The sequence below is a fragment of the Microbacterium sp. SY138 genome, from assembly GCF_039729145.1.
Taxonomy (GTDB): Bacteria; Actinomycetota; Actinomycetes; order Actinomycetales; family Microbacteriaceae; genus Microbacterium; species Microbacterium maritypicum_A.
On sequence record NZ_CP155793.1, the window covers coordinates 3,727,593 to 3,750,913 of the forward strand.

Below are 23,321 nucleotides of genomic sequence, written 5' to 3' on the forward strand. Positions count from 1 at the left end.
TCTGCCCCGCCCGTTCTGCCCGACCTGAGAGGACCACGACGACGATGTCTGGAACGCCCGCAACCCCCGAGAGCACCGTCCCCGAGAGCACCGTCCCGATCACGGAGACGACGTTCATCCGCACCGCCGCCGGCAACGACGACCCGCCCCCGCCCCTCAAGGGGATCCGGCGCCTGCTCGGCTGGATCATCCCCGCCAACCTCGGCATCTTCCTGATCTGGGGCGCGGTCCCCGGCATCCTCCTCCCCCAGCAGGTCACGATCACGCTCGGCGAGGAGAACAAGGTCGCCAACCTCGCGATCATCGCGACGATCGGTGCGTTCGCGGCGATGATCGCGCAGCCGATCGCCGGGCAGATCTCCGACCGGACGCGTTCCCGCTTCGGCCGGCGTGCACCGTGGATGATCGTCGGCGTCCTCGCCGGAGGCCTGGCCCTGGTCGGCCTCGCCTTTGCGGACTCCCTGGTCGGCATCGCCATCGCGTGGACTCTGGTGCAGATCGCGTACAACTTCGCCCAGGGCCCGCTCTCCGCCGTGATGCCCGACCGCGTGCCCCTCAAGCGCCGGGGAACCTTCGCCGCCCTCTCCGGCATCGGCCTCATGGTCGGCTCGCTCGGCGGTCAGATCGTCGGCTCCCTGTTCTTCAACAGCATCGCCGCGGGCTACGTGGTCTTCGCGGTCTTCGCCCTCGTCGTCATCACACTGTTCGTCGTGTTCAACCCGGACTACTCGAGCGAACGGATCACGCCCGAGCCGTTCGACCTCAGCGCGTTCCTGCGCACCTTCTGGGTCAGCCCGATCAAGCACCCCGACTTCTTCTGGGCGTTCCTCGGCCGCCTGCTGCTGTTCACGGGCTACTTCTCCGTGACCGGATATCAGCTCTACATCATGACCGACTATCTGCACATCGAGAAGCCCGAGACGGTCATCCCGCTGGTCGGGCTCCTCAGCCTCGCCGGCATCCTGATCTCCACGATCATCTCCGGTCCACTCTCCGACAGGGTCGGGCGACGCAAGCCGTTCGTGTTCGCCTCGTCGGTGGTCACCGGTCTTGCACTGCTGCTGCCGTGGATCTCACCGACGATCGAGGCGTGGATGATCATGTCGTTCATCGCCGGGCTCGGGTTCGGCATGTTCCAGGCCGTCGACACCGCACTGATGAGCGAGGTGCTCCCCTCGGCGCAGTCGTTCGCGAAAGACCTCGGGGTCGTGAACATCGCGGCCACCCTGCCCCAGACGCTGGCCCCCGGAGTCTCGGGTCTGATCGTGATCGCATTCGGCTTCGCCGGGCTCTTCCCCGTGGGCATAGTCCTGTCGGTGCTCGGCGCGTTCGCGGTGTGGCCGATCAGGTCGACGCGCTGATCCCGCACCTGACGCCGCCGTCCAGGAACAGGGCCAAGATGGAGAGGTGGCCGTCCCTCTCTCCGACCTGACCAGCATGCCCGAACCCCAGCAGGTGTACGCCGCCGACGGCACACGACTGGCGACCTACACCTGGGGCGAGTTCGACGCCCCCGTCGTGGTGATCGTGCACGGCTTCGCGTCGAGCGCGCGCGACAACTGGGTGCTCACCGGATGGGTACGCGAGCTGACGCGCGCGGGTTATCGCGTGCTGGCACTGGATCAGCGCGGCCACGGCCTCAGCGAGAAGCCACATGACCCCGACGGTTACCGGATCCGCACACTCGTGACCGATGTCGAGACCGTGATGGACACGTACCTCGTCGACGACGCCCTCTACGTCGGCTACTCGCTCGGCGCACGCGTGGGCTGGGAGGTCGTTCGCGAGCTGCCGCACCGCATCGGACGTGCAGTGCTGGGAGGGGTGCCGGACGGCATCCCCCTGGCGCGACTCGATCTCGAACAGGTCCGGAAGTACATCGCCGACGGCACCCCGGTGGCCGATCGGACCACGCAGAACTACATCGCGCTGACCGAACGGGTACCGGGAAACGACCTGCAGGCACTCGTCGCGCTCGCGGAGGGCATGCGGGCGTCGGGCATGATCGACCCCGATCCCTCGGATGCGCCGACGCGGCCGATCCTCTTCGCCACCGGCTCGAAGGACGCGATCATCGAGGGTTCGCGGGCGCTGGCCGCAGCCGCCCCCGACGGACGGTTCTTCGAGATCCCGAACCGGAACCACTTCAACGCCCCGGGCTCGCGCGACTTCAAGGACGCGGCCGTGGCGTTCCTCGCCGAGGCGTAGACCGCTCACGAGGAATGGCCCGGTCGGATGCGACCGGGCCATTCTCGGGTTCCGCGTCAGACGGTGGCGGCGGCCTCGTCGCGCTTCGGCAGCACCCAACCCGCACGCGGGAAGTGGCACGTGTAGCCGTTCGGGTACTTGATCAGGTAGTCCTGGTGCTCTTCCTCGGCCTGCCAGAACGGCCCTGCCGGCTCGATCGTGGTGACGGCCTTCGCCGGCCACAGGCCCGAAGCGTCGACATCGGCGATGGTGTCGCGCGCGATCGCCTCCTGCTCGGGGGTGAGCGGGAAGATCGCCGAGCGGTAGCTCGAACCGATGTCGTTGCCCTGACGGTTCAGCGTCGACGGGTCGTGGATCTGGAAGAAGAACGCCAGGATGTCGCGGTAGGTCGTCTTCGTCGGGTCGAACACGATCTCCACGGCCTCGGCATGGCCGGGGTGGTTGCGGTAGGTCGCGTGCTCGTTCGAGCCGCCGGTGTAGCCGACCCGGGTGTCGAGCACACCGGGCTGACGGCGGATCAGGTCTTCCATCCCCCAGAAACAGCCGCCGGCGAGAACGGCCGTCTCGGTCCCGGGCGTGCGGGTGATGGTTCCGGTGTCGGTCATGACTGCTCCTCGGTGGTGTCGGAAGGTGCGGGGGTGTCGGTGGTGGGGCGTGCGAAGAGGGCGCTGTAGCGACCGTACCCCTCTTCCTCCAGGCTTTCGGCCGGGATGAAGCGGAGAGCCGCCGAGTTCATGCAGTAGCGCAGGCCGCCCTCGGCGCGCGGGCCGTCGTCGAACACATGACCGAGGTGGCTGTCGGCGACGGCCGAGCGCGCCTCGGTGCGCTTCATCCACAGCGAGCGGTCGGTGCGCGTGGTCACGGCATCCGCGTCGATGGGCTTCGTGAAGCTCGGCCATCCGGTGCCGCTGTCGAACTTGTCGGTCGACGAGAACAGAGGCTCGCCCGAGACGACGTCGACGTAGATGCCGTCGTCGTGGTTGTCCCAGTACGCGTTGCGGAAGGGCGGCTCGGTCGCGTCCTGCTGGGTCACCCGATACTGCAGAGGGGTGAGGCCGCTGACGGCCTCGGGGGTCGTGCCGTAGTCGTTCGACATGATCTGACTCCTTGTCCGACGTCGCTGGCTGCGCCGTCATAGAGGAGAACCGACGAGCGGCCCGTTTTGGTCCCGCGGCCCTGAGAACGGGCTGTGAGTTTCTGCGGGCCGCTCGTCGGCGGGACAGAAGACGACGAGGGGTCAGCGGACCTTCTGCCAGGGGCCGCCGGTCGCCGCGGCATCGGGCTGCTGGTTGCGCGTCCACCACTTCGCCTCGAAGCGCGTGCCGGCATGTACGACGACTTCTCCTGCGGTGAAGACGCGGGTGGGCGTCCACACGACTGCCCCGTCGATGTCCGTCGCGAACTCCTGCCACGGACCCACGGGGTCGCCGGGGCGCTGGTCACGCGTCCACCACGACGCCTGCCACAGCCGCCCGTCGAGCGACACGAGCTCGCCGCCGGCATAGACGGTCTGCGCGCTCCACCCCGCAGCGGTGGGCAGGGACAGCGTCGCCGGCTCGACGGAGTCCGACACCGAGCGGACTCCGTTGACCCCCGTCACCTCGAAGGATGCCGCGGCGATCGAGCCCCGCGCGACGTCTTCTGTCGTGAGCCGGACGACGATCGCCTCGAGGGGTGCCGCCTCACCGGGGACGAGCGAGCCGACATCCGCTCCGGCAGCGGTCACGGCATCGAGCACGACGTTGCCCGTGTTCTCGACGGTGCGCGTCCAGGTCACGGTGTCGGAGGCATCCGCCACGCCGTTCCCGTTCTCGTCGGCCCAGTCTCCGACCGTCGCACCGGACAACGCGGGGGTGCGCGCGATCACGTCGATCTCGCCGCCCGCCACCGTCACGCGCTTCGTGGTCTGCCCTGCCGCCTCGACGGTCCAGGTGGTGTCGGCCACGAAGAAGCCGCGGTCGATTTCGGCCTGGGTCACGGTGTGGCGCGCCGACCCGCAGTCGTACCCCGCACCGACCGCGAGATCCCGGTAGCGGCAGTTGCCGGCCGCCGGCGGGAGGAAGGGCGAGAAGTCACCGGTCGCGGGAACGACGGTGACCACCATCGGGCTGCGGTTGTCGACCCGGAACGTATACGGCACCTGCGTGCCCACCGCGTACGGGTTCGCCGCCAGGTCGCGCCCGGCATCCGCCCGCGCGCCCGTGATCGTGGCCGCGAGCACGCCGTCGCGCAGCACCACGGGGGCAGCCGCGTGGGTCACGGTGACCGCGGGTGCCGAGCCGTCGACGGGAGCCACGGTGAACGCGAACTCCGGCGTGTACCAGCCACGATCGATGTCGGCCTGTGTGAGCGTGCGCCGTGGGGTGCTGCAGTTGTAGGCGTCGTAGGCCGCCAGGTTCAGCCACCGGCAGGCGGTGGGGGCGAAGCCGGTGGTGAAGGTGTTCGCCGCCGGGGTCACGATCGTGTTGCCGCCCGCCGTGCTCACGACCCGCACCTGGAAGCTCAGCTGCTCCCCCACGGTGTACGGATTCGTCACGACGTTTCGCAGGGCCGAGGTGTTCGTCGCGGTGAGCGTCGCTCCGAGCACCGACGACTGCGGCAGGGCGAGCGTCGCGGTGGTCTGGCTGAGGCGTCCGTCGGCGGCGGTGAAGGCGGCCTGGAGACGCTGCTCACCAGAGACGCCCTGCGGGGCGGTGACCTGCACATTCACGGTGGCGCTCGCTCCCGGTGCGAGGCCGGTGATCTGCGCGGTGGTCGCGGTCCATCCGGCGGCGGTGTGGAAGGTCACGGCGCCGCTGAGCGCGGCCGCCTCCTGATTCGTGATCGTGACCGGGACCGTGGTGGCGACTCCGGCGGTCAGAGCGGTCTTCGGCACCGACAGTGGCGCACACGCCGCGTTCAGCCACGCGTCGTCGAACGAGGAGAACTGCATCGTGTTCGTGTAGCCCGCCTCCCACAGCACCCCCACCCTGCCGTCATCGATCGCCGTCGCGCTGGAGTAGGCGAAGGTCCCCGTCTCGAGCGTGCGCAGACCGGGCCAGGTCTCGCCGTCGTCGCAGGAGAGGCGCACCGCTCCGTTCACACGGTTGCTGTTCGCCCCGTTGGCGGCATTCGTGAAGATCAGCTTCTTCGCGTCGGCGCTGCCCGCGGCGGCGTCCGGATGCAGGCGGGTGATCGAGGCGTTGTTCGTGGGGTCGGGCAGCTCGGCGTCGCGGGTGACCGGACCATAGCTGTGACCGCCGTCGGTCGAGATCGCGACCTTGCGAAGACGCCCGTCGGAGCTGTCTCGCGAGTTGAGCATGACGCGTCCGTCGGAGAGCTCGACGACCTTGTTCTCGTCCATGCCGGTGCCGACGTATTCGCCACGCTGCCAGGTGTCGCCGCCGTCGTCGGAATACACCGAGTACGCCTGGATCGCGGTGGATCCGTCGGCCTGACGCACGGTGCCAGCGTACTGCTGGATGAGCCGCCCGGCATGCGCGCCGTAGCGCAGCTGGATCCCCTCGCCCGAAGTGGCGAACGTGCCCTTCACATCGCCCGCGACGGGCGTGTAGACGCCCCCGCTGGTCGTGCCGTTGGAGGTCTTGGCGACGTCGGTGATGAGCCGCGGCGCACTCCAGGTCGCGCCGCCATCGTCGGAATGGATCACGGCCGCTCCCAGAACCTGCCGGTTCGCGTCGTCGTCGCCGTAGGCACTCCCCTGGAACCCCTGGTCCTGGGAGCGCACGAAGAACGCGAAGACCCGACCGCTCTGCCGGTCGACGACGTAGCTCGGGTCGGAGTAGCCGTACTGGCCGCTCCCGGTCTTCCCCGCGGCGATGATCTGCAGCGGACCCCAGGTACGACCGTTGTCCGTCGAGCGGCGCTGGATGATCGAGTTGGGGTTGGGGGCGTCAGCGGCGCTTCCCGGCCGGGCATCCCACGCCGAGAGGACCACGCCGTCGCCGAGGTGGGTGAGCGCGGGGATCCGGTAGAAGTAGTTCGAAGCCGTGCGGTCGGCGCCGATGTTCAGTTCGAGGTAGTCGCCGGGATCGGCGTTCGGATCGGTCAGATACCCGGGCGCCGGGGCCGCCGAGGCAGCGGCGGCGGGGAGGCTGAGCGCGAGGACCAGCGCTCCGATCGTGCCGCATCGCAGCAGGCGGCGGCTCCGGGAAGGGGGCGAGGGAGGAACGTGCATGGACAGACCTTTCTGTTCGTGCGGAAATATGACGTCTGATGTCAGATTTCAAGTCACTCTAGCGAGGGGTCTCCCCACGGACAAGGCCGGATCTCGTCGTCCCGCGAGCGGCGTTCGACTCCCCGGGCTCACTCGGCGAGCCGTCGACGACACCGCGCCGACGGCTGCCGCCGTTCCCTCCGGTCAGCCTGCGGCGCGCACCACCTCGAGGTTCCGCGCGACCGTGCGCAAGGCATCCGCCGCGGTGGTGTCGTCGGGGCGGCGGGCCGTCTTCAACCCCAGCCACTCGACGTCGCCCGCAGCGGCGAGCGCTGCGGCGACGTGCGCGTCGTCGAGGAGCGAAGCGGATTCCGGGTGGGTCGAGGCGATCGGCAGGTGCGCATCGCTCCACGGGTGGCCATACGGACTCTGCACCGGAGCGGCCCCTGAGAACGCCAGGCCGACGAGGAGGCCGGACGCCGCCGCCGCCGCGATCTGCGCGGTGACGGCATCCGCATCGCGCAGCTCGATCGCGGAACGCCCCCAATTGAGCCACACTCCGATCGGCAGTCCCGACGAGCGGATCGCGGCGATCTCGGCGTCCAAGGGCAGGAAACCCTTCTCAGGGACCCGGCCGGGCACGAACGCATCGCAGTGTTCGATGACCAGGCGCGCGCCGGACCAGTCGAGCGCGGCGACCTCCCCCAGCGAGCGCACGAGCGGCTCCATGGCGGCCGTAGCTCGCGGCGCGGAGTGCACCGTCACCACCGCGACGGATGCGGCGCTCTCGCCGTCGATGCGCGCGACGTCGGCGGCGACCCTCCGAAGATCGGCGACCGCCGCCGCGCGCCCCTCCTCATCGGCCGAGGCGAGGCCATACCCGGGGTGTGCCCCGACGCGTCCCATGACAAACGGGATCGGAGTGACGGCGAGCGGCACGGCCGGCACGTTCGCGAGGAACCAGGCGTCATCGTGCGGATGCAGGCGCCCCATCCACGGCACCTCGAGCCCGGCGATCCCGGGAAGCGCGCACAATGCGGGCAGCAGCGCGCCTTCGAGCACCGGATCCCAGTGCGCGTGGGCGGGAGAGGCCGGGTAGGCGCTGACGAGAATGGGCGCGGTCATGCGCGTGCGCCCGCGATGGCATCGGCGAACCAGGTGGTGATCGTGGACGGATGCGTGATGGCGGTGCCGACGCACACCGAGAACGCCCCGGCGGCGATCGCGGCCGCGGCGTGCTCGGGTGTGTGGACGCGCCCCTCGGCGACGATCGGGCGGCGGCAACGGGCGGCGATCAGCGCGATGAGCTCCAGGTCGGGCCCGGTGGTCTTCGGGCGCTCTCCGGTGTATCCCGACAGGGTGGTGCCGAGGATATCGGCGCCGGCGGCCTCGGCGGCGATCGCGTCGTCGAGGGAGCCGCAGTCGGCCATGATCAGCGCGTCGGTGTGCGCGCGAAGGCCCGCGATCGTCTCCGCGAGCGTCAGCCCGTCCGGGCGGGGGCGCCGCGTCCCGTCGACCGCGACGATGTCGGCGCCCGCGTCGGCCACGGCCTGAGCGTGCCGGAGCGTCGGAGTGATGAAAACTTCGGCGTCGCCGTCCTTCCACAGCCCCACGATCGGAACAGGGAGGTGTGCCGTCGCGCGGATGTCATCGAGCCCCTGCACGCGGATTCCGGCTGCTCCTCCGGCCAGGGCGGACGCCGCGACCTGCGCCATCGTGCGGGGGTCGCGCATGGCCTCACCCGGGTAGGCCTGGCACGAGACGATCAGTCCTCCCCGCAGTCGTTCGAGGGTGTCGGTGAATCTCATGGTCGCCTCCAGGCGGATGCCGCGGCTCCGCGCAGCGGTGCGTAGTCGCCGAGCGTGCCCGGCAGGATGGGGGTGTTCTGCAGCGCATCGATCGCCTCGGCGTGGAAGGCGGCGCGCATCGGAAGCCACCAGGACTCACCGATGTTCGGCACGCCCCCGGTGACCACGATGCGCTCCGGGTCGAGAAGCGTCGCCGCCCCCGCGAGGGCCCGACCCACCGCCGCGGCCGACTCGTCGAGGGCCCGGCGGGCGATGGGGTCCGCGGCCGCAGCTGCCATCGCGACCCCCCGCGCATCGGTGATGCCGGGATCGCCTCCGAGAGACCGGAAGTGCCGATGCATCCCGATGCCGGAGCCGATGGCCTCGAGGTGCCCGAAGCGCCCGCAGGGGCAGCGCAGGTGTGCGGCTCCCGGCACGGGCAGGTGCGCGATCTCCCCCGCGACGTGATGCGCACCCCGCACGGCCCTGTCGTCGAGCACGACTCCTGCACCGACACCGGTGCCGACCGCGACGACGAGCGCACTCGCCGCCCCGGCCGCGGCACCGTGTCGATGCTCTCCTGCCGCGTGCGCGTCGACGTCGTTCTGCACGGCGACGGGAGCGTCGGGGAGCAGAAGCGCGCCGAGTCCCGAGCGCACGAGTGCGGCCAGCGGTGTACCCGGCCAGTCCGCGAACGTATCCGTGGCGGAAACGATCGTCCCGGTTCCGGCATCCACGACCCCGGCCGTGCCGATGCCGACGCCCGAAAGGCGCAGCCCGCTGCCGGCGAGGAGACGTCCGGCGAGCGCGACGACGGTGGCGACGACCGCCACCGGCCCCTGGGCCGCCGGCGTCGCGGCCACCTCGGTCCGCAGCAGTGCATCGTCGCGGTCGGCGAGGGCCGCGGCCGTCTTGGTGCCGCCGATGTCGACGGCGAGGACGACCTCGCCCATCAGCCGACGGCGACCGGGAGCAGATGCAGCTCGTCGAGGATGTCGCGGATGCGGGCGACCGCGTCGACGTCGAGCGCCTGCACGGTGTTCGCCATCGTGGCGTGATCGATGATGCCACGGGCGCGCATGGCCGCCTTGAACGCGCCGACACCGGTCGCATCGCCCGAGAGGCCCTTCGGCTGGAACACGATGTCGAACAGGCGGTTGATGCGCTCCTGCTCGGCCCGAGCCGTCTCCCAGTCGCCGCTCTTCGCGGCCTCCCACAGTCGCACGTACCCCGCGGCCTCCACGTTCGCGAGCCCGGGAACCACGCCGTCGGCACCGGCGAGGGCCATGGCGTCGACGACGACCTCGTGTCCGGTGAGCAGCTGCAGCGGACCCCCTGCGGCATCGTTCGCCGCGATCAGGCGCCGGAACGAGACGTCGTCACCCGAGGAATCCTTCACGCCGTGGATGACCCCTTCGGTGCCCAGCTGCACGAGCAGGTCGATGCCGAGCTTGGAGTGCACGCGCACCGGCACGTCGTAGGCCCACAGCGGGGCGTCGATGGCCGCCGCGATGGTGCGGAAGTGGTCGGCGACCTCGGCTGCCGAGTTCAGCGTGTACAGCGGAGCCGTCGTGACGATCGCCTGGGCGCCGGCATCGATCAGACGGCGGGCGGTCTCGATGATGCGCGGCGCCGTGAGCTCGATCGCGCCGGCGATGACCGGCACCCGACCGGCGTTCGCGGCGACGATCGTGCGGAGCAGCTCGACGCGCTGGTCGTCGGTGAAGTACGCGGTCTCGCCGGTGGAGCCGAGCGCGAACAGTCCTGACACCCCCTCGGCGACCAGACGGTCGACGAGGCGGGAGAGGGAGACGTGATCGATCGATCCGTCCTCGAGCAGCGGGGTGGCGACGGGCGGGACGACGCCCGCGAAGACGGGGGCGGGAGAGGCAGCAGACATGTGTGTTCCGGTCGTTTCAGTGGTGGGGTTCGAGCAGCGAGGGCGCAGCGCCCAGCAGCGTTCTGGTGTACTCGTCGGAGGGCGCGTCGAACACGCGGGCCGCATCGCCGAATTCGACGACGCGCCCCTTGTTCATCACGGCGATCTCGTCGGAGAGATAGCGGACGGTCTGGATGTCGTGGGAGATGAACACCATCCCGAGGCCGAGTTGATCCTTCAGATCGGTCAGCAGATTGAGGATCTGGGCACGCACCGAGACGTCGAGCGCCGAGGTGGGCTCGTCGGCGACGATCACCTGCGGGTCGAGCACGAGCGCCCTGGCGATCGCCACACGCTGGCGCTGGCCCCCCGAGAGCTGGCTGGGCAGGGCGTCCAGGGCCGATGCCGGCAGTCCGACGAGACCGATCAGGTCGCGCACCTTTCGGCTCCGGGTCGACGGGCTGCCGAGGCGGTGCACCTGCATCGGGTCGAGCAGCGCATCGCGCACCGTCATCCGCGCGTTCAGGGCGGTCGCCGGATCCTGGAACACCACGGAGAGGATGCGGCCGAGTCGTCTGCGCACGGCGGGCGTGAACGATCGCACCGGCTCTCCCCCGAACACGACCTGCCCGCTCGTGGGCTTCTCGAGGCCGATGAGCACCTTGGCCGAGGTCGACTTGCCCGACCCCGACTCGCCGACGATGCCGAGCGTCTGCCCGCGCTTCACGGTGAGCGAGACCCCCGCAAGCGCATCCACGTACTGCGGCCGGAAGAGCGAGGAGGCACGGGTCTTGTAGCGGACGTGCACGTCCTTGAGCTCGATGACGGGTTCGCTCATCGTCCTGCTCCGATCGGCTCGACGGGCGCATCGTCGGGATGCGCGGAGTAGTAGTGCTCGGTTCCTGCGATGTGCCGCCGCACCGGGGCGACGCCCGCGTACCGGGCGGGGTCGCTGGAGCGCGGCGCGAAGCGGTCGCCCGTCGGGAAGTCTCGCGGCGACGGCACGACGCCCGAGACCTGATGAAGACGATCGGAACCGGCCTCGATCGAGAGCACCGCGCCGAGGAGCCCCTGCGTGTACTCGTGCACCGGCTGGGTCAGCACCTCTCTGGTCGTGCCCTGCTCGACGACCTGGCCCGCGTACATCACCGTGATCCTGTGCGTGAGCTCGGCGACGAGCGCGAGGTCGTGAGAGACGAACAGGAGCGCGAATCCGAGCTCCTTCTGCAACCGCATGAGCAGGTCGACGACCTGCGCCTGCACCGTGACGTCGAGGGCCGTGGTCGGCTCATCGGCGATCACCAGTCGCGGGTTCCGGGTGAGCGCCATGGCGATGAGCACGCGCTGCCGTTGGCCTCCCGAGAGCTCGTGCGGGTACGAGGCGAGGGTGCGGTCGGGGTCGAGACCCACGAGCTCCAGCAGCTCCCTGGCGGTGCGGGTGCCGCCGCGCGACGTGAGCTGCTTCATCTGCGAGCGGATGAGCATCGCCGGGTTGAGGGAGCTCAGCGCGTCCTGGTAGACCATCGCGATGTCGTGGCCGCGCAGCGCGTTGCGCTCCTTGGGTGCCATCTGCAGCAGGTCCTCGCCGTCGAACAGGATGCGCCCGCGGATGTCGGCTTTCGGATCGAGCAGGCCCATGATCGCGAGCGAGGTGATCGACTTGCCGCAGCCCGACTCCCCCACCAGCGACATCGTCTCGCCGGGGCGTACCGTGAAGCTGACGTGGTCGACCACGTCCACGTCGCCATGACGGGGGAACGAGATGCACAGATCCTGCACGTCGAGCAGAGGCTTCTCCTCCGCCGTGTACACCAGGCGGTCGGTGCGCGAGAGCTCGCGCTGACGGAGCTCGGCCAGTCGCTCGGCGAGAGGGACGTCCTCTGCGCGCGGCACCAGGGTGTCGGGCACCCCGCTCGGAACGGAGAGGTTCACCGCCGTGTCGACGGTGGGGATCACGTGGGTGTCGTCGGGGATCGCTGCGACCTCGAGCTCGTGCGTGGACTCCTCGGTGCCCGCGGCATCCGCGGTGATCTTGCGTGCCCGCGGCGACACCATCGCATCGGTCATCCCCTCCGAGAGGATGTTGAGGCACAGCACCGTGAGCATGATGAGGATGCCGGGGAAGAAGGTCGCCCACCACGCGCCGCTCATCAGCAGATTGCGGCCGGCGGCGATCACGTTACCCCACGACGGCTCGGGGTCGGGAACCCCGGCCTGCAGGAACGACAGCGAAGCCTCGAACACGATCGCGTCGGCGACGAGCACGGTCGCGAACACCAGCACGGGGGCCATGGCGTTGCGCGCCACGTGGCGGACGATGATGCGCGGGGTGCCCGCGCCCATCACGCGCACGGCCGAGACGTAGTCCTCGCCGTACTGGTCGAGGATGTTGGCGCGGACGATGCGGGTGAGCTGCGGCACATAGAGGAACGCGATCGTGAGCACGAGCACGGGGAGCGACTTGCCGAACACCGCCACGAAGACGGCGGCGAGCGCGATGCCGGGGAACGACATCACGACGTCCATGACGCGCATGAGCGTCTCGGAGATCCACCTCGGGGCCGTGGCGGCGATCGTCCCGAGCACGCAGGCAGCCAGCAGCGCGACGAGTGTCGCGCCGATGCCGATCACGAGCGAGTAGCGGGCACCGAAGACGAGACGGGAGAAGATGTCGCGGCCCTGACGGTCGGTGCCGAACCAGTGCTCCGCGCTCGGCGGCTGCACCGGAGTCCCGGACGCCAGCGGGTCGAAGGGCGCGATGAGCGGTGCGAAGATCGCCGCCAGCCCGATGATCGCCAGCACGGCGATGCAGATGATCGATCCAAGGGACAGCCGGCCCCAGCGGAGACCGGGAACGGAGAGACGTTTCGTGAGTTTGCGTCGCATGTCACACCGCCCGGATTCGAGGATTGATGAGCACGTACAGGAGGTCGACGATGATGTTGATCACGACGAAGGCGAGCGCCACGGCGAGCGTCACACCCTGCACGAGGTTGGGTTCGTTGTTGGTGACGCCGTTGAGGATGAGCGTTCCCATTCCCGGGATGGCGAAGATGATCTCGATCACGACCGCACCGCCGAGCAGGTAGCCGATGCGGAGTCCGAGCACGGTGACCGGGGTGATCAGGGCGTTGCGCAGCACATTGCGACCGACGACGATCACTCGCGGGATGCCGGCGCCCAGGGCGGTGCGCACGTAGTCGCGGTCGAGCTCCTCGACCATCGAGGTGCGCACGACGCGGGAGAGCTGACCGATCACCGGCACGGCGAGCGCGATGGCGGGGAGGGTCATGCGGGCGAGCCATCCGGAGGGGTCGCTCCAGAAATCCGGGAGCGGCCCGGAGGCCGGCAGCAGGTTCAGCCCCAGGGTGAAGACCTGGATGAGCAGGATGGCGAGCCAGAACGACGGCGTGGAGAGCGCCGCGACGCCGAACACGCGGATCACCTGATCGGGCCAGCGGTCGCGGTAGACGGCGGCGAGGACGCCGATCACGAAGGCGACGATCACCGCGATGAGGAGCCCGAGGAAGGTGAGGGCCAAGGTCACCGGGAAGGCGCGGGCGACCTCGTCGATCACCGGGAGACTGCGTGCGGAGTAGGCGCCGAGGTCGCCCTGCACGAGTCCGAGCAGGAAGTTCACGTAGCGGACGAACAGCGGGAGGTCGAGGCCGTGGTCCTCGCGGTACGCCTCGAGGGCTTCGGGTGACGCCGTCTCGCCGAGCGCGGTGCGCGCCGGGTCTACGGGGGAGAACGACATCACGAAGAACACGAGGAACGTGATGCCGAGGATCATCAGCGGCAGCTGCAGCAGTCGCCGGCCGATGAGGCGGAGCGTGTGGGACACGTGCCGCTCCTTCCGGGGGTATGGGAGAGACAGGGGGCGCACTCGTCGGGTGAGCGCGCCCCCTGGTGCGGGCTACTTCGCCGCCACGCCGACGTCGAGGAACGACAGTCCGGTGGTGGGGACGGGCTGGAATCCGACCAGCTCCTGGCTGCTCCATGCGGTCGGCAGCTTGCGGTGGAACAGCGGGTAGAGCACGGCCTGGTCGGAGAGCAGGTCGTAGGCCTCGTCCCAGGTCTTCTGCTGCTCCTCGCCCTCCTGCTGGACGGCGGTGTCGAGGAGCGTGCGCAGCTGGGCGTACTCGGGAGAGTCGGCCCAGTTGGTGCGGGTCTGGGTCCAGACGTTCTCGCCGTACCACCAGTTCATGAGCAGGTCGGGGTCGACGCCGAAGACCGAGGGGTCACCGGGGGCCACGGCCACCGTGTAGTCGCCGGAGTCGACCTTCTCGTACATCGACGCGGACTGCCCGATGTCGAGCGTCGTGTCGATGCCGATCGCGTCGAGGGACTCCTTGATCAGCGGGGCGACCTCCTTGACCCATCCGGTGTCGGTGGTGAGCAGGGTGATGGACAGGTCGGAGACGCCCGCGTCGGCGAGCAGTTCCTTCGCCTTCTCGGGGTCGTAGGTGTAGACCGTGGAGGCCTCGTGGTAGTTCGGGTAGGTCTCGGGCAGGAACGAGGTCGCGGGCGTGGCGTTGCCGAGCATGCCGGTGCCGATGATCTTGTCCATGTCGAGGGCGTAGTGCAGGGCCTGGCGCACGCGGACGTCGTCGAACGGCGCCGCCTTGGTGTTGAACATCATGAACAGCAGGCCGAACGACTGCACGCTGTCGACGTCGGCCGAGGAGGCGAGCGCGTCGACGTCGATGTACGGCACGTCCTCGATCGCCTGCACGGTGCCCGTGGACATCGCGGTGACGCGAGCGGAGGCGTCGGAGAGCAGGTTCCAGTTCATGCCGGCGGCGAGCGCGGGGCGCGGCCCGTTGTAGTCGTCGTAGCGCTCGAAGACGAGCTTGTCCTCGGGAACGGCCGACACCAGCGAGTACGGGCCGGAACCGACGGGGTTGGTGGCGAAGCCCTCGGGGTCGGCTTCGACGACCGACTTCGGGACGATCTTGACGACACCGAGGCGGTCGTTGATCAGCGAGAACGGGTAGTCGGTGGTGATCCGCACGGTGTCGTCGTCGACCGCGGTGACGGTGTCGATGAAGTCGACGAACGACAGGAAGAGCGAGTTGTTGTTCGGGTCGAGCACGCGGTCGTAGCTGAAGACCACGTCGTCGGCGGTGACCGGATCGCCGTTCTGGAAGGTGGCGCCTTCGCGGAGGTCGATCTCGTAGGTCGTGTCGTCGATCTTCGTCGGGAGGTCGGCGGCGAGGGCGGGGGCAGATTTCTGGGTGACGGGGTCGAGGTCGACCAGCCCCTCGAAGATGTGCCAGTTCGCCGAGACCGTGACGGCGCCCGACGCGACCATCGGGTCGAAGCTGCCGTTCAGCGTGTACGAGATGCCCGCTTCGATGATGCCGTCGGGGTCGATCTCGCTCGCGGCTGCGCTCTCGTCGGGAGTGCTGGTGGTGCCCGCGCCGCAGCCGGCGAGGGCGACGGACGCGGCGACTGTGCCGGCGACCGCCATCGCGAATCGACCCGCGCGGCGGCGGGTGATGTGTCGGTTCATGTGTGCTCCAGGGTGGTGGGGGGAACATCTTGAGGACATCTGATGTCTGATGTACTCTAAACACAGGTTCGATCAGATCACAAGAGTGAGATGATCGGAGCGTTTCTGCCAGGCACGAGAGGGAGCCCCATGAAGTCCACCACGAGTAGGGCGTCACGCATGCGGCGCTCGACCACGGCGGATCAGATCAAGCAGCTCATCCTGACCCGGGGGCTCACGCCGGGCGACCCGCTGCCGACCGAGGCGGAGCTCTGCGAGGAGCTCGACGTCTCGCGATCCTCCGTGCGCGAGGCGATCCGCACGCTCTCGACCCTCGACATCGTCGATGTGCGTCACGGCCACGGCACGTATGTCGGACCGATGTCGCTGGACCCGATGGTGGAAGCCCTCGTGTTCCGCGGGGTGCTGTCGCCGGAGGGATCCCTGCAGGCGCTGCGGGAGGTCGTCGAAGTGCGCCTGGCGCTGGATCTGTCGATGGCCGAACGCGTGGTGGCCGCCGCTCAGGACGACCCCGACCCCGAGCTCGACGCCCTGGTGGCCGACATGGTCGCCAAGGCTGAGCGCGGGGAGCACTTCCTCGACGAGGACCGCGCGTTCCACACCCGCCTCTTCGGCGCGATCGGCAACCGCCTGGTCGGTCAGCTGGTCGGCGCCTTCTGGGATGTGCACACGGCCGTGCTCCCCCAGCTGGGCATCCCTCAGCCCGACGACATCCACAAGACGGCGAAGGCGCACGGCGACATGCTCGACGCCGCACGTTCGGGTGATGTCGAACGCTATCGGCAGGCCGTCATCGAGCACTATCAGCCGCTGCAGCGTGTGCTCGCGAGCGCGGCGGAGGAATCCCAGGGCTGAGGTCGCCGGCCGGATCCCTCCTCCGACTCGACAGCCGTGCCCCTCCGACTCGATAGAGTTGCCTCCGCACTGCACACCACGAGGGGGATCCGCCCATGTCCGTTGGACTTCTGGCCGTCGTCGACGACATCCTGAGCGCAGCGATGAAGGCGTCGGCCAAGGCGGCCGGCGTCGTGATCGACGACGCCGCGGTGACTCCGCAGTACGTGCAGGGCCTCACGCCCGCGAGGGAGCTGCCCGTCGTCGGCAAGATCGCCCTCGGGTCGCTGGCGAACAAGTTCGTGATCATCATCCCGGCGGCGCTGCTGCTGACCGCGTTCGCGCCGTGGGTGCTGCCGTATCTGCTGATCCTGGGCGGGGCGTACCTGTGCTTCGAGGGCGCCGAGAAGGTGCTCGAGTGGTTCGGCGTGCAGCACGGTCACGCCGACGAGGGAGCGCGCGATGAGAGGAAGCTCGTGCTCGGTGCGGTGCGCACCGACCTGATCCTCTCGACCGAGATCATGCTCATCTCGCTCGCGAGCCTTGAGAAGGGGCTCGACATCTGGGCGACGCTGGCGATCCTCGCCGTGATCGCCCTCCTCATGACGGGTGTCGTCTACGGCGCTGTCGCACTGCTGGTGAAGATCGACGACATCGGTCTGAAGATGGCGAAGAACCCGGTGCAGCGTGTGCGGCACACCGGCACCAGGATCGTGCGCTCGATGCCCGGGGTGTTCCGCTTCATCAGCATCCTCGGCACGGTCGCCATGCTCTGGGTCGGCGGCCATCTCGTTCTGGTGAACCTCGGCGAGGTGGGGTGGCATTTCCCGGTCGACGTGCTGCACGCGGTGGAGCAGGCGCTCCATGGCCTCGGTCCGGTCGTGGTCTGGATCGTGGACACCATCATCTCCGCGATCGCCGGTCTCATCCTGGGGCTGCTCGTCGTCGGGATCGTGCTCGGCATCGCCCGCCTGTTCGGCAAGACCCCCAGCTTCCACGAGGGCGAGGCATCCCCCGCCGACGTGCACGTTTGAACATCGAGACACGACTGTCCGCACAGGCCAGAACACGAATCCACGCCGGCGCACTCACGCCGCGATGTCGTACCGGGCTCGGCCGCCGAGCCTCGGCCTGCGCTCGGGGTCGACGTGCAGCGGCGGAATGAGCCACACCCGCGCCGCGAACCCCCGTCCCTCGATCCTGATCTCCCAGTCGTTGTCGTGGATGCGATGATGGCAGCTCTCGCAGAGCAGCACTCCGTTGTCGAGATCGGTCGGTCCGGCATCCCGCTGCCACCAGCGCAGGTGATGCGCCCTGGCGAGTTGCGGGGGCAGCCCGCACATCACGCAACCGCCGTCGCGTTCTACGAGCGCGAGCCTCTGGGCGCGGGTGAACAGCCGCTTCTCACGCCCCCAGTCGAGGATCTCGCCCTCACCGCCGAGCACGACGGGGATGATGCCCCCACCCGCCGCCATCCGACGACATGAGGCGATGCTGACCGGCTCATCGAGGCCGTCGACCGTCGCGAATCCGGTGCCGGCGGTCAGGTCGTCGAGCCCCACGCGGACGACGACGGTCGCACCGGATACCGGAAGCCCGCCGTTGTCGCATCCGCTCGCATGCGCGCAGATCTCGACGAGCGCATCGGCCTGGATCATCGCGACCGTGTGACGGTCGGCATCGGGCGCTTCGGGGTCGAGCACGTGCGCCCGCGCGTGGAACGTGGCCGTCACGTACGCCTGGATCGCTGCCTTCACGGGAGCGCCGGACGCGGTGTCGGTCTGCAGCGTCAGATGCAGCGACCCGTCGCGCTCGAACATCGTCAGCGAGCGCCGCGACCGGGCCTCACCTTCTCGCGGAGCCACGCCGTCGGGGTCGAGCCAGGCCTCGGCGTGCACGACGAGCTTGCGCACGTCATCGAGCGACAGCCCTGCCGCACGTTCGACGAGCAGTCGCTCGGCATCGACGATCCGCTCGATCCCGACCTTCACGCGCGCCCGGTCGAGCAGGGCCACGATCAGCGCCGCGGCCGCCGCACTGAGCTCGCCGGCGCCGATCGCCCGCTGCACCTCGGGGTACCGCGGGGGCAGCTTCTCGCCGATGAGGTTCGCCCGCGGCGCGGTCGCCTCCCCCACCTTCACGAGCCGCACCGCATCGCCCGTCGATCCGCCGGTCGTGGCGGCGATCATGGTCGCCGAGTTGCGGAATCCCTGCTGCTTCGCGAGACCCGCAGACCCCAGTTCCGGACGCGATTCCCGCGCGATGCCCGCCGCGATCTCGGCATGGATGCCGTCGAGCCGACGCTGTACCAGTCCCATCGCCCGGTGCGCATCGAGCAGCTGCGCGCGGCTCAGATCGGCCGCGTTCGTCGCATCGCCCCACGCGTCTTCGAGGTACGTCATCGCCTCGAGGAGCGGGTTCAGATGCGGGTTCGCCATACCTCTATCTTAGAAGATATGTTCGAATTTCAGGAAAGCCTGTGGATAACTCCGCGCCTCGTCATTGCCGTAGTCTCATCGCCATGTCCGCGTCCCCGAAGCTGCGCAGCACGAAGCGCGATGCCGACCGCTGGTTCCGTGAACAGGGCCTTCCGACGTTCGTTCCGCTGCGCCGCTGGTTCACCGACCTCCCCCGCCGTGTCGCGCCACTGATCGCGTGGGTCGCGGTGGCCGCGTACCTCTTCCAGGACGGGCTCGAGGTCGTCTTCGACTTCGCCCTCGACGACGACTCCACGGAGTGGGAGATCCTGCTCGTCCTCTTCGCCGTCGTGATCTTCCTGCTCGCGATCGGGCTCGCGTGGGCCGCCTACTACCTCGTGCGCACCCTGCTGCGTCGCCTCCCGGTGGGCATCGGCACCGCGGTCGCGCTCGTCCTGATCGCCTCGTGCCTCGCCTTCACGATCGTCTACGGCTACATCGCCCAGCCCGACGCGACCGTCGGGCCGGTCCTGCGCACGATCCTGGTGCTCGGCCTCTGCATCCTGGTGACCGGCATGGGCGGAGGGGCCATGATCTCCTGGGCCTCGCGCCTCGCGGTGCGCAACGCCTCGGCGATAGGCCACATGGCGTCGATCGCCCTCCCGGTCATCCTCATGCTCGTCGTGTTCTCGTTCTTCTCGGCCGAGGTCTGGCAGATGGCATCCGCCCTCTCCTGGGGGTCTATCGCCCTGCTCGGCCTCGTCGTCGCGGTGCTCGCGGGGATCGTCGTGCTGCGGGTCAGCGCCTCCGAGATCGACGATGACGCGCAGGCACCGAGCGCCGAACAGCGCGCCACCCTGCTCATCGGCACGCCCGCCGAAGGCCGCCCCGCCACCCCCGGCACTCCGGGACGGCTGCGCGCACCGCAGCGCATCAACATCCTGCTCGCGATGACCGTGGCGCAGCTGGTGCAGGCCCTGTTCTTCGCCGGGCTCCTCGCGGCGCTGCTGATCGTGATCGGAGGCATCGCCGTCCCCACGGGCGTCGTCGGCATCTGGCTCGGACCCGGCAGCACCGCACAGCCCCTCGCGGTGCAGCCGCTGGAGTTCTTCGGGGCGAAGCTGCCGCTCACCGTCAACCTGCTCAAGGCGGCCACCCTGCTCTCGGTGATCGCCGCCCTCCCCTTCGTGTTCTCCGCCGTGAGCGAGGCCCGCTACCGGGAGCGCTTCTTCGACCCGATCATGGCCGACATGCGGCGTGCGATCCTCGTGCGCGAAGCCGTCAGCACGACGACGGCAGGCTGAGCTCTGTAACTGTTCGGTCGCAGCACGCCCGGACGGCGTCCAGCGAGGATGTCAGCTGCGGAGGTTCTCCGCGGGGCGCAGACGCGCGGCGCGGATGGAGGCCAGTCCGCCTCCCCCGGCACCGACGATCAGGCCGACAGCGATGGCGATCGGAAGCAGCACGATGTCGAACACGGGGGCCCATCGTTGGCTCACGGTGACGACGAGGATTGCCGCCATGCCGAGCACGAGACCTGCAGCCCCTCCGACGACACCGACGATTGCGGATTCGAGGGTGATGAGTTCCCCGATCTGTCGGTCTCGGGCTCCGAGCGCTTTGCGCATGCCGATCTCACCCCGGCGTGCGTTGACAGCGAGGAGCGTGGCGTTCATGAGTGCGGCGATCGCGACGATCAGCGCGAGCAGCGTGAACGCGGTGAGGGTGGCCTGCACCCCTTGTTCGACCTGCCCCCTCAGCTGTGCGGAATCGGTCGGCGCAACGACGACGATCCGCTCCGGCTCGAACGGGTTCAACGCCGAAGGCAATTGCTTGGCGACCTGCTGCGCTGCGCCGGAGGACGTCACGGCCAGCATCGTCACGTCTACGGCCCCCTTTGCTGTGAGGCCGTCGCGGGGTCCCACGACCACCTCGCCGCGGAGCAGGGGGAGGCGCGCGGACGTGGTGATGATGCCAGCGACGACATATGTGACGCCATCAACCGAGATCGTGGGAGCGCCATCAATGCTGCTGAGCCGCATGTCCTTCGCGAGAAGATCTCCGATGTAGGCCTCGCCGCCCGCTAGGGGTCCCGCATGCCACGGAGCCTCGTCGACCGTGAGACGCGCAGCACCGACGATATCTCCGATGGCGACGTGCGGCCGGATCTGGCGTGCCTCCGCGAACGTCGAGACCGTGCTGACGTTGAGATCGATGACGACCGCAGCCGCATCCACTCCGCTGAGTCGCTCGATCGCCTGCGGAACCTCCTCGGGCGGAAGCGAGTTCTTGGCCCCCGTCGACCACGTCGCCGAGACCTCACGATTCAGGTGGGCATCGAATGTGGCGGATACCTGCGCTCGCGCCGATGCCGCAAGCCCGAGAGTGGTGATCGTCAATGCCACGGCGATGGCGACGGCGAGCCCCTGTCCGATCGATTGATACCTTCTCGACGTCACGGATGCCCAGGCGTCGCGAAGCATGTCGGCGAACCGGATGCGCCCGGTGAGCCGCACCCGCTCATCTTCTCTCGTGCGGGACGTGCGGGCATCATTCGAAGGAGAAGCCGGCGGCCCGTCCGCAGGGGCTTTCGATGCCGTACTCGCTCCGCTGCCGGACTGTCGCTCGTCGGACACGATCGCACCGTCGGCGATGTGGACCACACGACGCGCCCGTGCCGCGACCTCGGCCGAATGAGTGACGACGACGACCGTCGCCCCATCGCGATTGATACGTTCGAGCTCATCGAGAACCCGAGCGGCGTTGACCGAGTCGAGGTTGCCGGTCGGCTCGTCGGCGAGAATCAGCTTCGCATCCCCGGCGATCGCACGGGCGATGGCGATGCGTTGACGCTGCCCGCCCGACAGTGTCGAGGTGCTTTGGAAGGCGCGGTCTGCGAGGCCGACAGAGTCGATGGCGCCGAGAACGCTCTCACGCCGCTGCACACGGGGCACGCCCCGGTAGAGCAGGTTCAACTCGACACTGTCGACGGCCGGCCTGGCCTCGAGAAGGTGGAAGGCCTGGAACACGAATCCGATCTTCCGTGCGCGCACGCTCGCCGCGCGGCGACCGTCGCCGGCACGAGCTTCCTCGCCGTCGAGAACATAACTACCCGCCGTCGGGTCGTCGAGAAGCCCCAGGATGTTCATCAGCGTCGTCTTGCCACCGCCCGATGGCCCGACGATCGCAACGAACTCCCCCTGGTCGATTTCCAGGTCGATGCCGCGAAGCGCATCGACCTCGGGCCGACCCGCCGAGGAGTACGTCCGACGCACTCCCCGCAACTGAATCAGCGACACGTCAACCGACTCGAACCAGTTCGCCGGCCTTCAGGGCACCTTCGTCGCGCGGCTCGACGGCTACCTCGCCCTGCAGTGTGCCCAGGACTGTGACCGGCACCTCGAGGAGCGTTCCGTCGGCCTGCTGCTTCGTCAGAACGTTCTTGTCAGGCCCCCGGTCCGACACGGCGAGAACCGGGACGATCAGCGCGTCCTCGGCCACGATCTGCTTGATCACCGCCACCCGCGCCCGCCCCGACGACCCCGGCAGCGCTGTTTTCGGAACCACGGCGAAAGTGACCTCGGGTGCGGCCTGTTCCGCATCACCGTTCGAGCCCGATCCCTCTGAGTCTTCGGCCGAGTCAGAGGGGCGGATGTCTCCCACGATGCCCTCGACCTCAGTGCCACCGATCGAGATCACAGCCGCGTCTCCTGCGACCACATCCCCGAGATCGGTGACGGGAACCGTGATCGTGACCACCAGATCCGCCGACCCGAGGATGAAGTCCGGCACACCCTCCGCCGCCAAACGCTGCCCGACCTGAACACCTTTCACGACCTGCGCGGACGCAGAAGGCATCGCCAGAATTTCGGCGACAGGAACATACCCCTCGGCAGCCGGCGCCTTCTCGCTCGGATCCGCCGCCTTCTCGTCCCCCTCCGAGCTCGTCTTCTCCGCCGCGGAACTGCGAGTGGGGGCCTCATAGCCATTGTCCTGATACCAGCGCTTCACCGCCGCAGCCGTCTCGCCTCCGAACCGCCCATCGGCGTTGAGCTGGTACGACCGCGCCACGAGTGCAGCCTGCAATGCCTCGACATCCGGGCCACGATCCCCGACGCCCATGTCGCGGTAGAAGGAGAAGGCCGACTGCACACCGAAGAGAGGGCGCCCGTTGACCTCGGTGAGAACCTGCCCCGAAGAAGCGGTCGCACCCGTTGCCAGTGGGCGTCCGGTGACGACGGTGAGCGACGCTTCCGCGACAGGGAGCACCGTCACCGGAGTCTGCGTCGACGGCCCCGCCTGCCCGGTGAAGCCGACCTCGCCAGCCAGCGCCCCCTGCGTGACCTCTGCGAAGACCGGCCCGGGGGCGGGCGCCTTGGCGTTGGCCTCCTGCTGCGCCGACGACTGGAACTGCGCCGCAAACCAAAACCCGGCACCGATCAGCGCCACAATCAGCACCACAGCGATCACGACGATCCAGCGTGACCGTCTCGCCGTCTCCGGCACACCTACTTCATCCATCGGA

The 23,321-nt window shown here is 69.1% G+C and carries 19 protein-coding genes; 5 read left to right on the forward strand and 14 right to left on the reverse strand.

What is annotated here, in order from left to right; all coding sequences use genetic code 11:
- The first annotated feature begins 44 nt into the window (after nucleotides 1-44).
- Entirely contained in the window at nucleotides 45-1,361 is a 1,317-nt protein-coding gene (locus ABDC25_RS17980) for an MFS transporter (protein WP_347123970.1), read from the forward strand.
- Nucleotides 1,362-1,407: 46 nt separating this feature from the next.
- Entirely contained in the window at nucleotides 1,408-2,208 is an 801-nt protein-coding gene (locus ABDC25_RS17985) for an alpha/beta hydrolase (RefSeq protein ID WP_096359657.1), read from the forward strand.
- A 56-nt stretch (nucleotides 2,209-2,264) separates the two neighbouring features.
- Here ABDC25_RS17985 and msrA read toward each other — a convergent pair whose 3' ends face one another.
- From msrA to ABDC25_RS18040, 11 genes are all read right to left on the reverse strand, one after another.
- Nucleotides 2,265-2,813, reverse strand: a complete 549-nt coding sequence (gene msrA / locus ABDC25_RS17990) for a peptide-methionine (S)-S-oxide reductase MsrA (protein ID WP_029260687.1) — start codon at nucleotides 2,811-2,813, stop codon at nucleotides 2,265-2,267.
- On the reverse strand, nucleotides 2,810-3,304 hold the full coding sequence (msrB, locus tag ABDC25_RS17995) for a peptide-methionine (R)-S-oxide reductase MsrB (RefSeq protein ID WP_322955588.1): 495 nt from the start codon (nucleotides 3,302-3,304) through the stop codon (nucleotides 2,810-2,812). Before msrB ends, msrA begins: the two co-directional genes overlap by 4 nt.
- A gap of 141 nt (nucleotides 3,305-3,445) precedes the next feature.
- Entirely contained in the window at nucleotides 3,446-6,385 is a 2,940-nt protein-coding gene (locus tag ABDC25_RS18000) for an exo-alpha-sialidase (RefSeq protein WP_347123973.1), read from the reverse strand.
- Nucleotides 6,386-6,568: 183 nt separating this feature from the next.
- A complete protein-coding gene (locus ABDC25_RS18005) occupies nucleotides 6,569-7,489 on the reverse strand; it encodes a DUF4862 family protein (protein ID WP_297557447.1) in 921 nt (306 codons plus the stop codon).
- Complete coding sequence (locus ABDC25_RS18010) at nucleotides 7,486-8,172, reverse strand: N-acetylmannosamine-6-phosphate 2-epimerase (RefSeq protein ID WP_167255122.1); 687 nt, start codon at nucleotides 8,170-8,172, stop codon at nucleotides 7,486-7,488. The genes ABDC25_RS18005 and ABDC25_RS18010 overlap by 4 nt, the downstream gene beginning before the upstream one ends.
- Nucleotides 8,169-9,104 (reverse strand): ROK family protein, encoded by a 936-nt coding sequence (locus ABDC25_RS18015; protein ID WP_347123976.1) that lies wholly within the window; start codon nucleotides 9,102-9,104, stop codon nucleotides 8,169-8,171. The genes ABDC25_RS18010 and ABDC25_RS18015 overlap by 4 nt, the downstream gene beginning before the upstream one ends.
- Nucleotides 9,104-10,051, reverse strand: a complete 948-nt coding sequence (locus ABDC25_RS18020) for a dihydrodipicolinate synthase family protein (RefSeq protein ID WP_347123978.1) — start codon at nucleotides 10,049-10,051, stop codon at nucleotides 9,104-9,106. The genes ABDC25_RS18015 and ABDC25_RS18020 overlap by 1 nt, the downstream gene beginning before the upstream one ends.
- 16 nt (nucleotides 10,052-10,067) lie before the next feature.
- Nucleotides 10,068-10,868 carry an ATP-binding cassette domain-containing protein gene (locus tag ABDC25_RS18025; RefSeq protein ID WP_021199493.1) on the reverse strand — a complete coding sequence of 267 codons (801 nt, stop codon included), beginning with the start codon at nucleotides 10,866-10,868 and terminating at the stop codon, nucleotides 10,068-10,070.
- Nucleotides 10,865-12,916 carry a dipeptide/oligopeptide/nickel ABC transporter permease/ATP-binding protein gene (locus ABDC25_RS18030; protein ID WP_167255114.1) on the reverse strand — a complete coding sequence of 684 codons (2,052 nt, stop codon included), beginning with the start codon at nucleotides 12,914-12,916 and terminating at the stop codon, nucleotides 10,865-10,867. The genes ABDC25_RS18025 and ABDC25_RS18030 overlap by 4 nt, the downstream gene beginning before the upstream one ends.
- Before the next feature lies 1 nt (nucleotide 12,917).
- Complete coding sequence (locus ABDC25_RS18035) at nucleotides 12,918-13,874, reverse strand: ABC transporter permease (protein WP_347123981.1); 957 nt, start codon at nucleotides 13,872-13,874, stop codon at nucleotides 12,918-12,920.
- Nucleotides 13,875-13,946: 72 nt separating this feature from the next.
- A complete protein-coding gene (locus ABDC25_RS18040; RefSeq protein ID WP_021199490.1) occupies nucleotides 13,947-15,545 on the reverse strand; it encodes an ABC transporter substrate-binding protein in 1,599 nt (532 codons plus the stop codon).
- A 159-nt stretch (nucleotides 15,546-15,704) separates the two neighbouring features.
- Here ABDC25_RS18040 and ABDC25_RS18045 point away from each other — a divergent pair, with 159 nt between their 5' ends.
- Complete coding sequence (locus tag ABDC25_RS18045) at nucleotides 15,705-16,400, forward strand: FadR/GntR family transcriptional regulator (RefSeq protein WP_021199489.1); 696 nt, start codon at nucleotides 15,705-15,707, stop codon at nucleotides 16,398-16,400.
- Between the two features lie 95 nt (nucleotides 16,401-16,495).
- Nucleotides 16,496-17,413: a DUF808 domain-containing protein gene (locus ABDC25_RS18050; protein WP_029260696.1), complete on the forward strand. Its 918-nt coding sequence runs from the start codon at nucleotides 16,496-16,498 to the stop codon at nucleotides 17,411-17,413.
- A gap of 54 nt (nucleotides 17,414-17,467) precedes the next feature.
- On the opposite strand, the gene ABDC25_RS18055 is transcribed toward ABDC25_RS18050, so the two are convergent.
- On the reverse strand, nucleotides 17,468-18,817 hold the full coding sequence (locus tag ABDC25_RS18055; RefSeq protein ID WP_347123984.1) for a DUF222 domain-containing protein: 1,350 nt from the start codon (nucleotides 18,815-18,817) through the stop codon (nucleotides 17,468-17,470).
- 83 nt (nucleotides 18,818-18,900) lie between these two features.
- Here ABDC25_RS18055 and ABDC25_RS18060 point away from each other — a divergent pair, with 83 nt between their 5' ends.
- A complete protein-coding gene (locus ABDC25_RS18060; RefSeq protein WP_347123986.1) occupies nucleotides 18,901-20,100 on the forward strand; it encodes a hypothetical protein in 1,200 nt (399 codons plus the stop codon).
- A gap of 51 nt (nucleotides 20,101-20,151) precedes the next feature.
- Here the strand turns inward: ABDC25_RS18060 and ABDC25_RS18065 are convergent, their stop codons facing one another.
- Together ABDC25_RS18065 and ABDC25_RS18070 are read right to left on the reverse strand one after the other, a co-directional pair.
- A complete protein-coding gene (locus ABDC25_RS18065; protein WP_347123988.1) occupies nucleotides 20,152-22,095 on the reverse strand; it encodes an ATP-binding cassette domain-containing protein in 1,944 nt (647 codons plus the stop codon).
- A gap of 1 nt (nucleotide 22,096) precedes the next feature.
- Nucleotides 22,097-23,317 carry a peptidoglycan-binding domain-containing protein gene (locus ABDC25_RS18070; protein WP_347123990.1) on the reverse strand — a complete coding sequence of 407 codons (1,221 nt, stop codon included), beginning with the start codon at nucleotides 23,315-23,317 and terminating at the stop codon, nucleotides 22,097-22,099.
- Nucleotides 23,318-23,321: the final 4 nt, after the last annotated feature.

What these genes read in the sequence shown, in the direction of transcription:
- ABDC25_RS18015 (WP_347123976.1), bottom strand. Translation starts at nt 9,104, where the DNA reads ATGGGCGAGGTCGTCCTCGCCGTCGACATCGGCGGCACCAAGACGGCC.
- ABDC25_RS18050 (WP_029260696.1), top strand. Translation starts at nt 16,496, where the DNA reads ATGTCCGTTGGACTTCTGGCCGTCGTCGACGACATCCTGAGCGCAGCG.
- ABDC25_RS18070 (WP_347123990.1), bottom strand. Translation starts at nt 23,317, where the DNA reads ATGGATGAAGTAGGTGTGCCGGAGACGGCGAGACGGTCACGCTGGATC.
- ABDC25_RS18025 (WP_021199493.1), bottom strand. Translation starts at nt 10,868, where the DNA reads ATGAGCGAACCCGTCATCGAGCTCAAGGACGTGCACGTCCGCTACAAG.
- ABDC25_RS18045 (WP_021199489.1), top strand. Translation starts at nt 15,705, where the DNA reads ATGCGGCGCTCGACCACGGCGGATCAGATCAAGCAGCTCATCCTGACC.
- ABDC25_RS18020 (WP_347123978.1), bottom strand. Translation starts at nt 10,051, where the DNA reads ATGTCTGCTGCCTCTCCCGCCCCCGTCTTCGCGGGCGTCGTCCCGCCC.
- ABDC25_RS18030 (WP_167255114.1), bottom strand. Translation starts at nt 12,916, where the DNA reads ATGCGACGCAAACTCACGAAACGTCTCTCCGTTCCCGGTCTCCGCTGG.
- msrA (WP_029260687.1), bottom strand. Translation starts at nt 2,813, where the DNA reads ATGACCGACACCGGAACCATCACCCGCACGCCCGGGACCGAGACGGCC.
- ABDC25_RS18040 (WP_021199490.1), bottom strand. Translation starts at nt 15,545, where the DNA reads ATGAACCGACACATCACCCGCCGCCGCGCGGGTCGATTCGCGATGGCG.
- ABDC25_RS18055 (WP_347123984.1), bottom strand. Translation starts at nt 18,817, where the DNA reads ATGGCGAACCCGCATCTGAACCCGCTCCTCGAGGCGATGACGTACCTC.
- ABDC25_RS18060 (WP_347123986.1), top strand. Translation starts at nt 18,901, where the DNA reads ATGTCCGCGTCCCCGAAGCTGCGCAGCACGAAGCGCGATGCCGACCGC.
- ABDC25_RS18005 (WP_297557447.1), bottom strand. Translation starts at nt 7,489, where the DNA reads ATGACCGCGCCCATTCTCGTCAGCGCCTACCCGGCCTCTCCCGCCCAC.
- ABDC25_RS17980 (WP_347123970.1), top strand. Translation starts at nt 45, where the DNA reads ATGTCTGGAACGCCCGCAACCCCCGAGAGCACCGTCCCCGAGAGCACC.
- ABDC25_RS18010 (WP_167255122.1), bottom strand. Translation starts at nt 8,172, where the DNA reads ATGAGATTCACCGACACCCTCGAACGACTGCGGGGAGGACTGATCGTC.
- msrB (WP_322955588.1), bottom strand. Translation starts at nt 3,304, where the DNA reads ATGTCGAACGACTACGGCACGACCCCCGAGGCCGTCAGCGGCCTCACC.
- ABDC25_RS18000 (WP_347123973.1), bottom strand. Translation starts at nt 6,385, where the DNA reads ATGCACGTTCCTCCCTCGCCCCCTTCCCGGAGCCGCCGCCTGCTGCGA.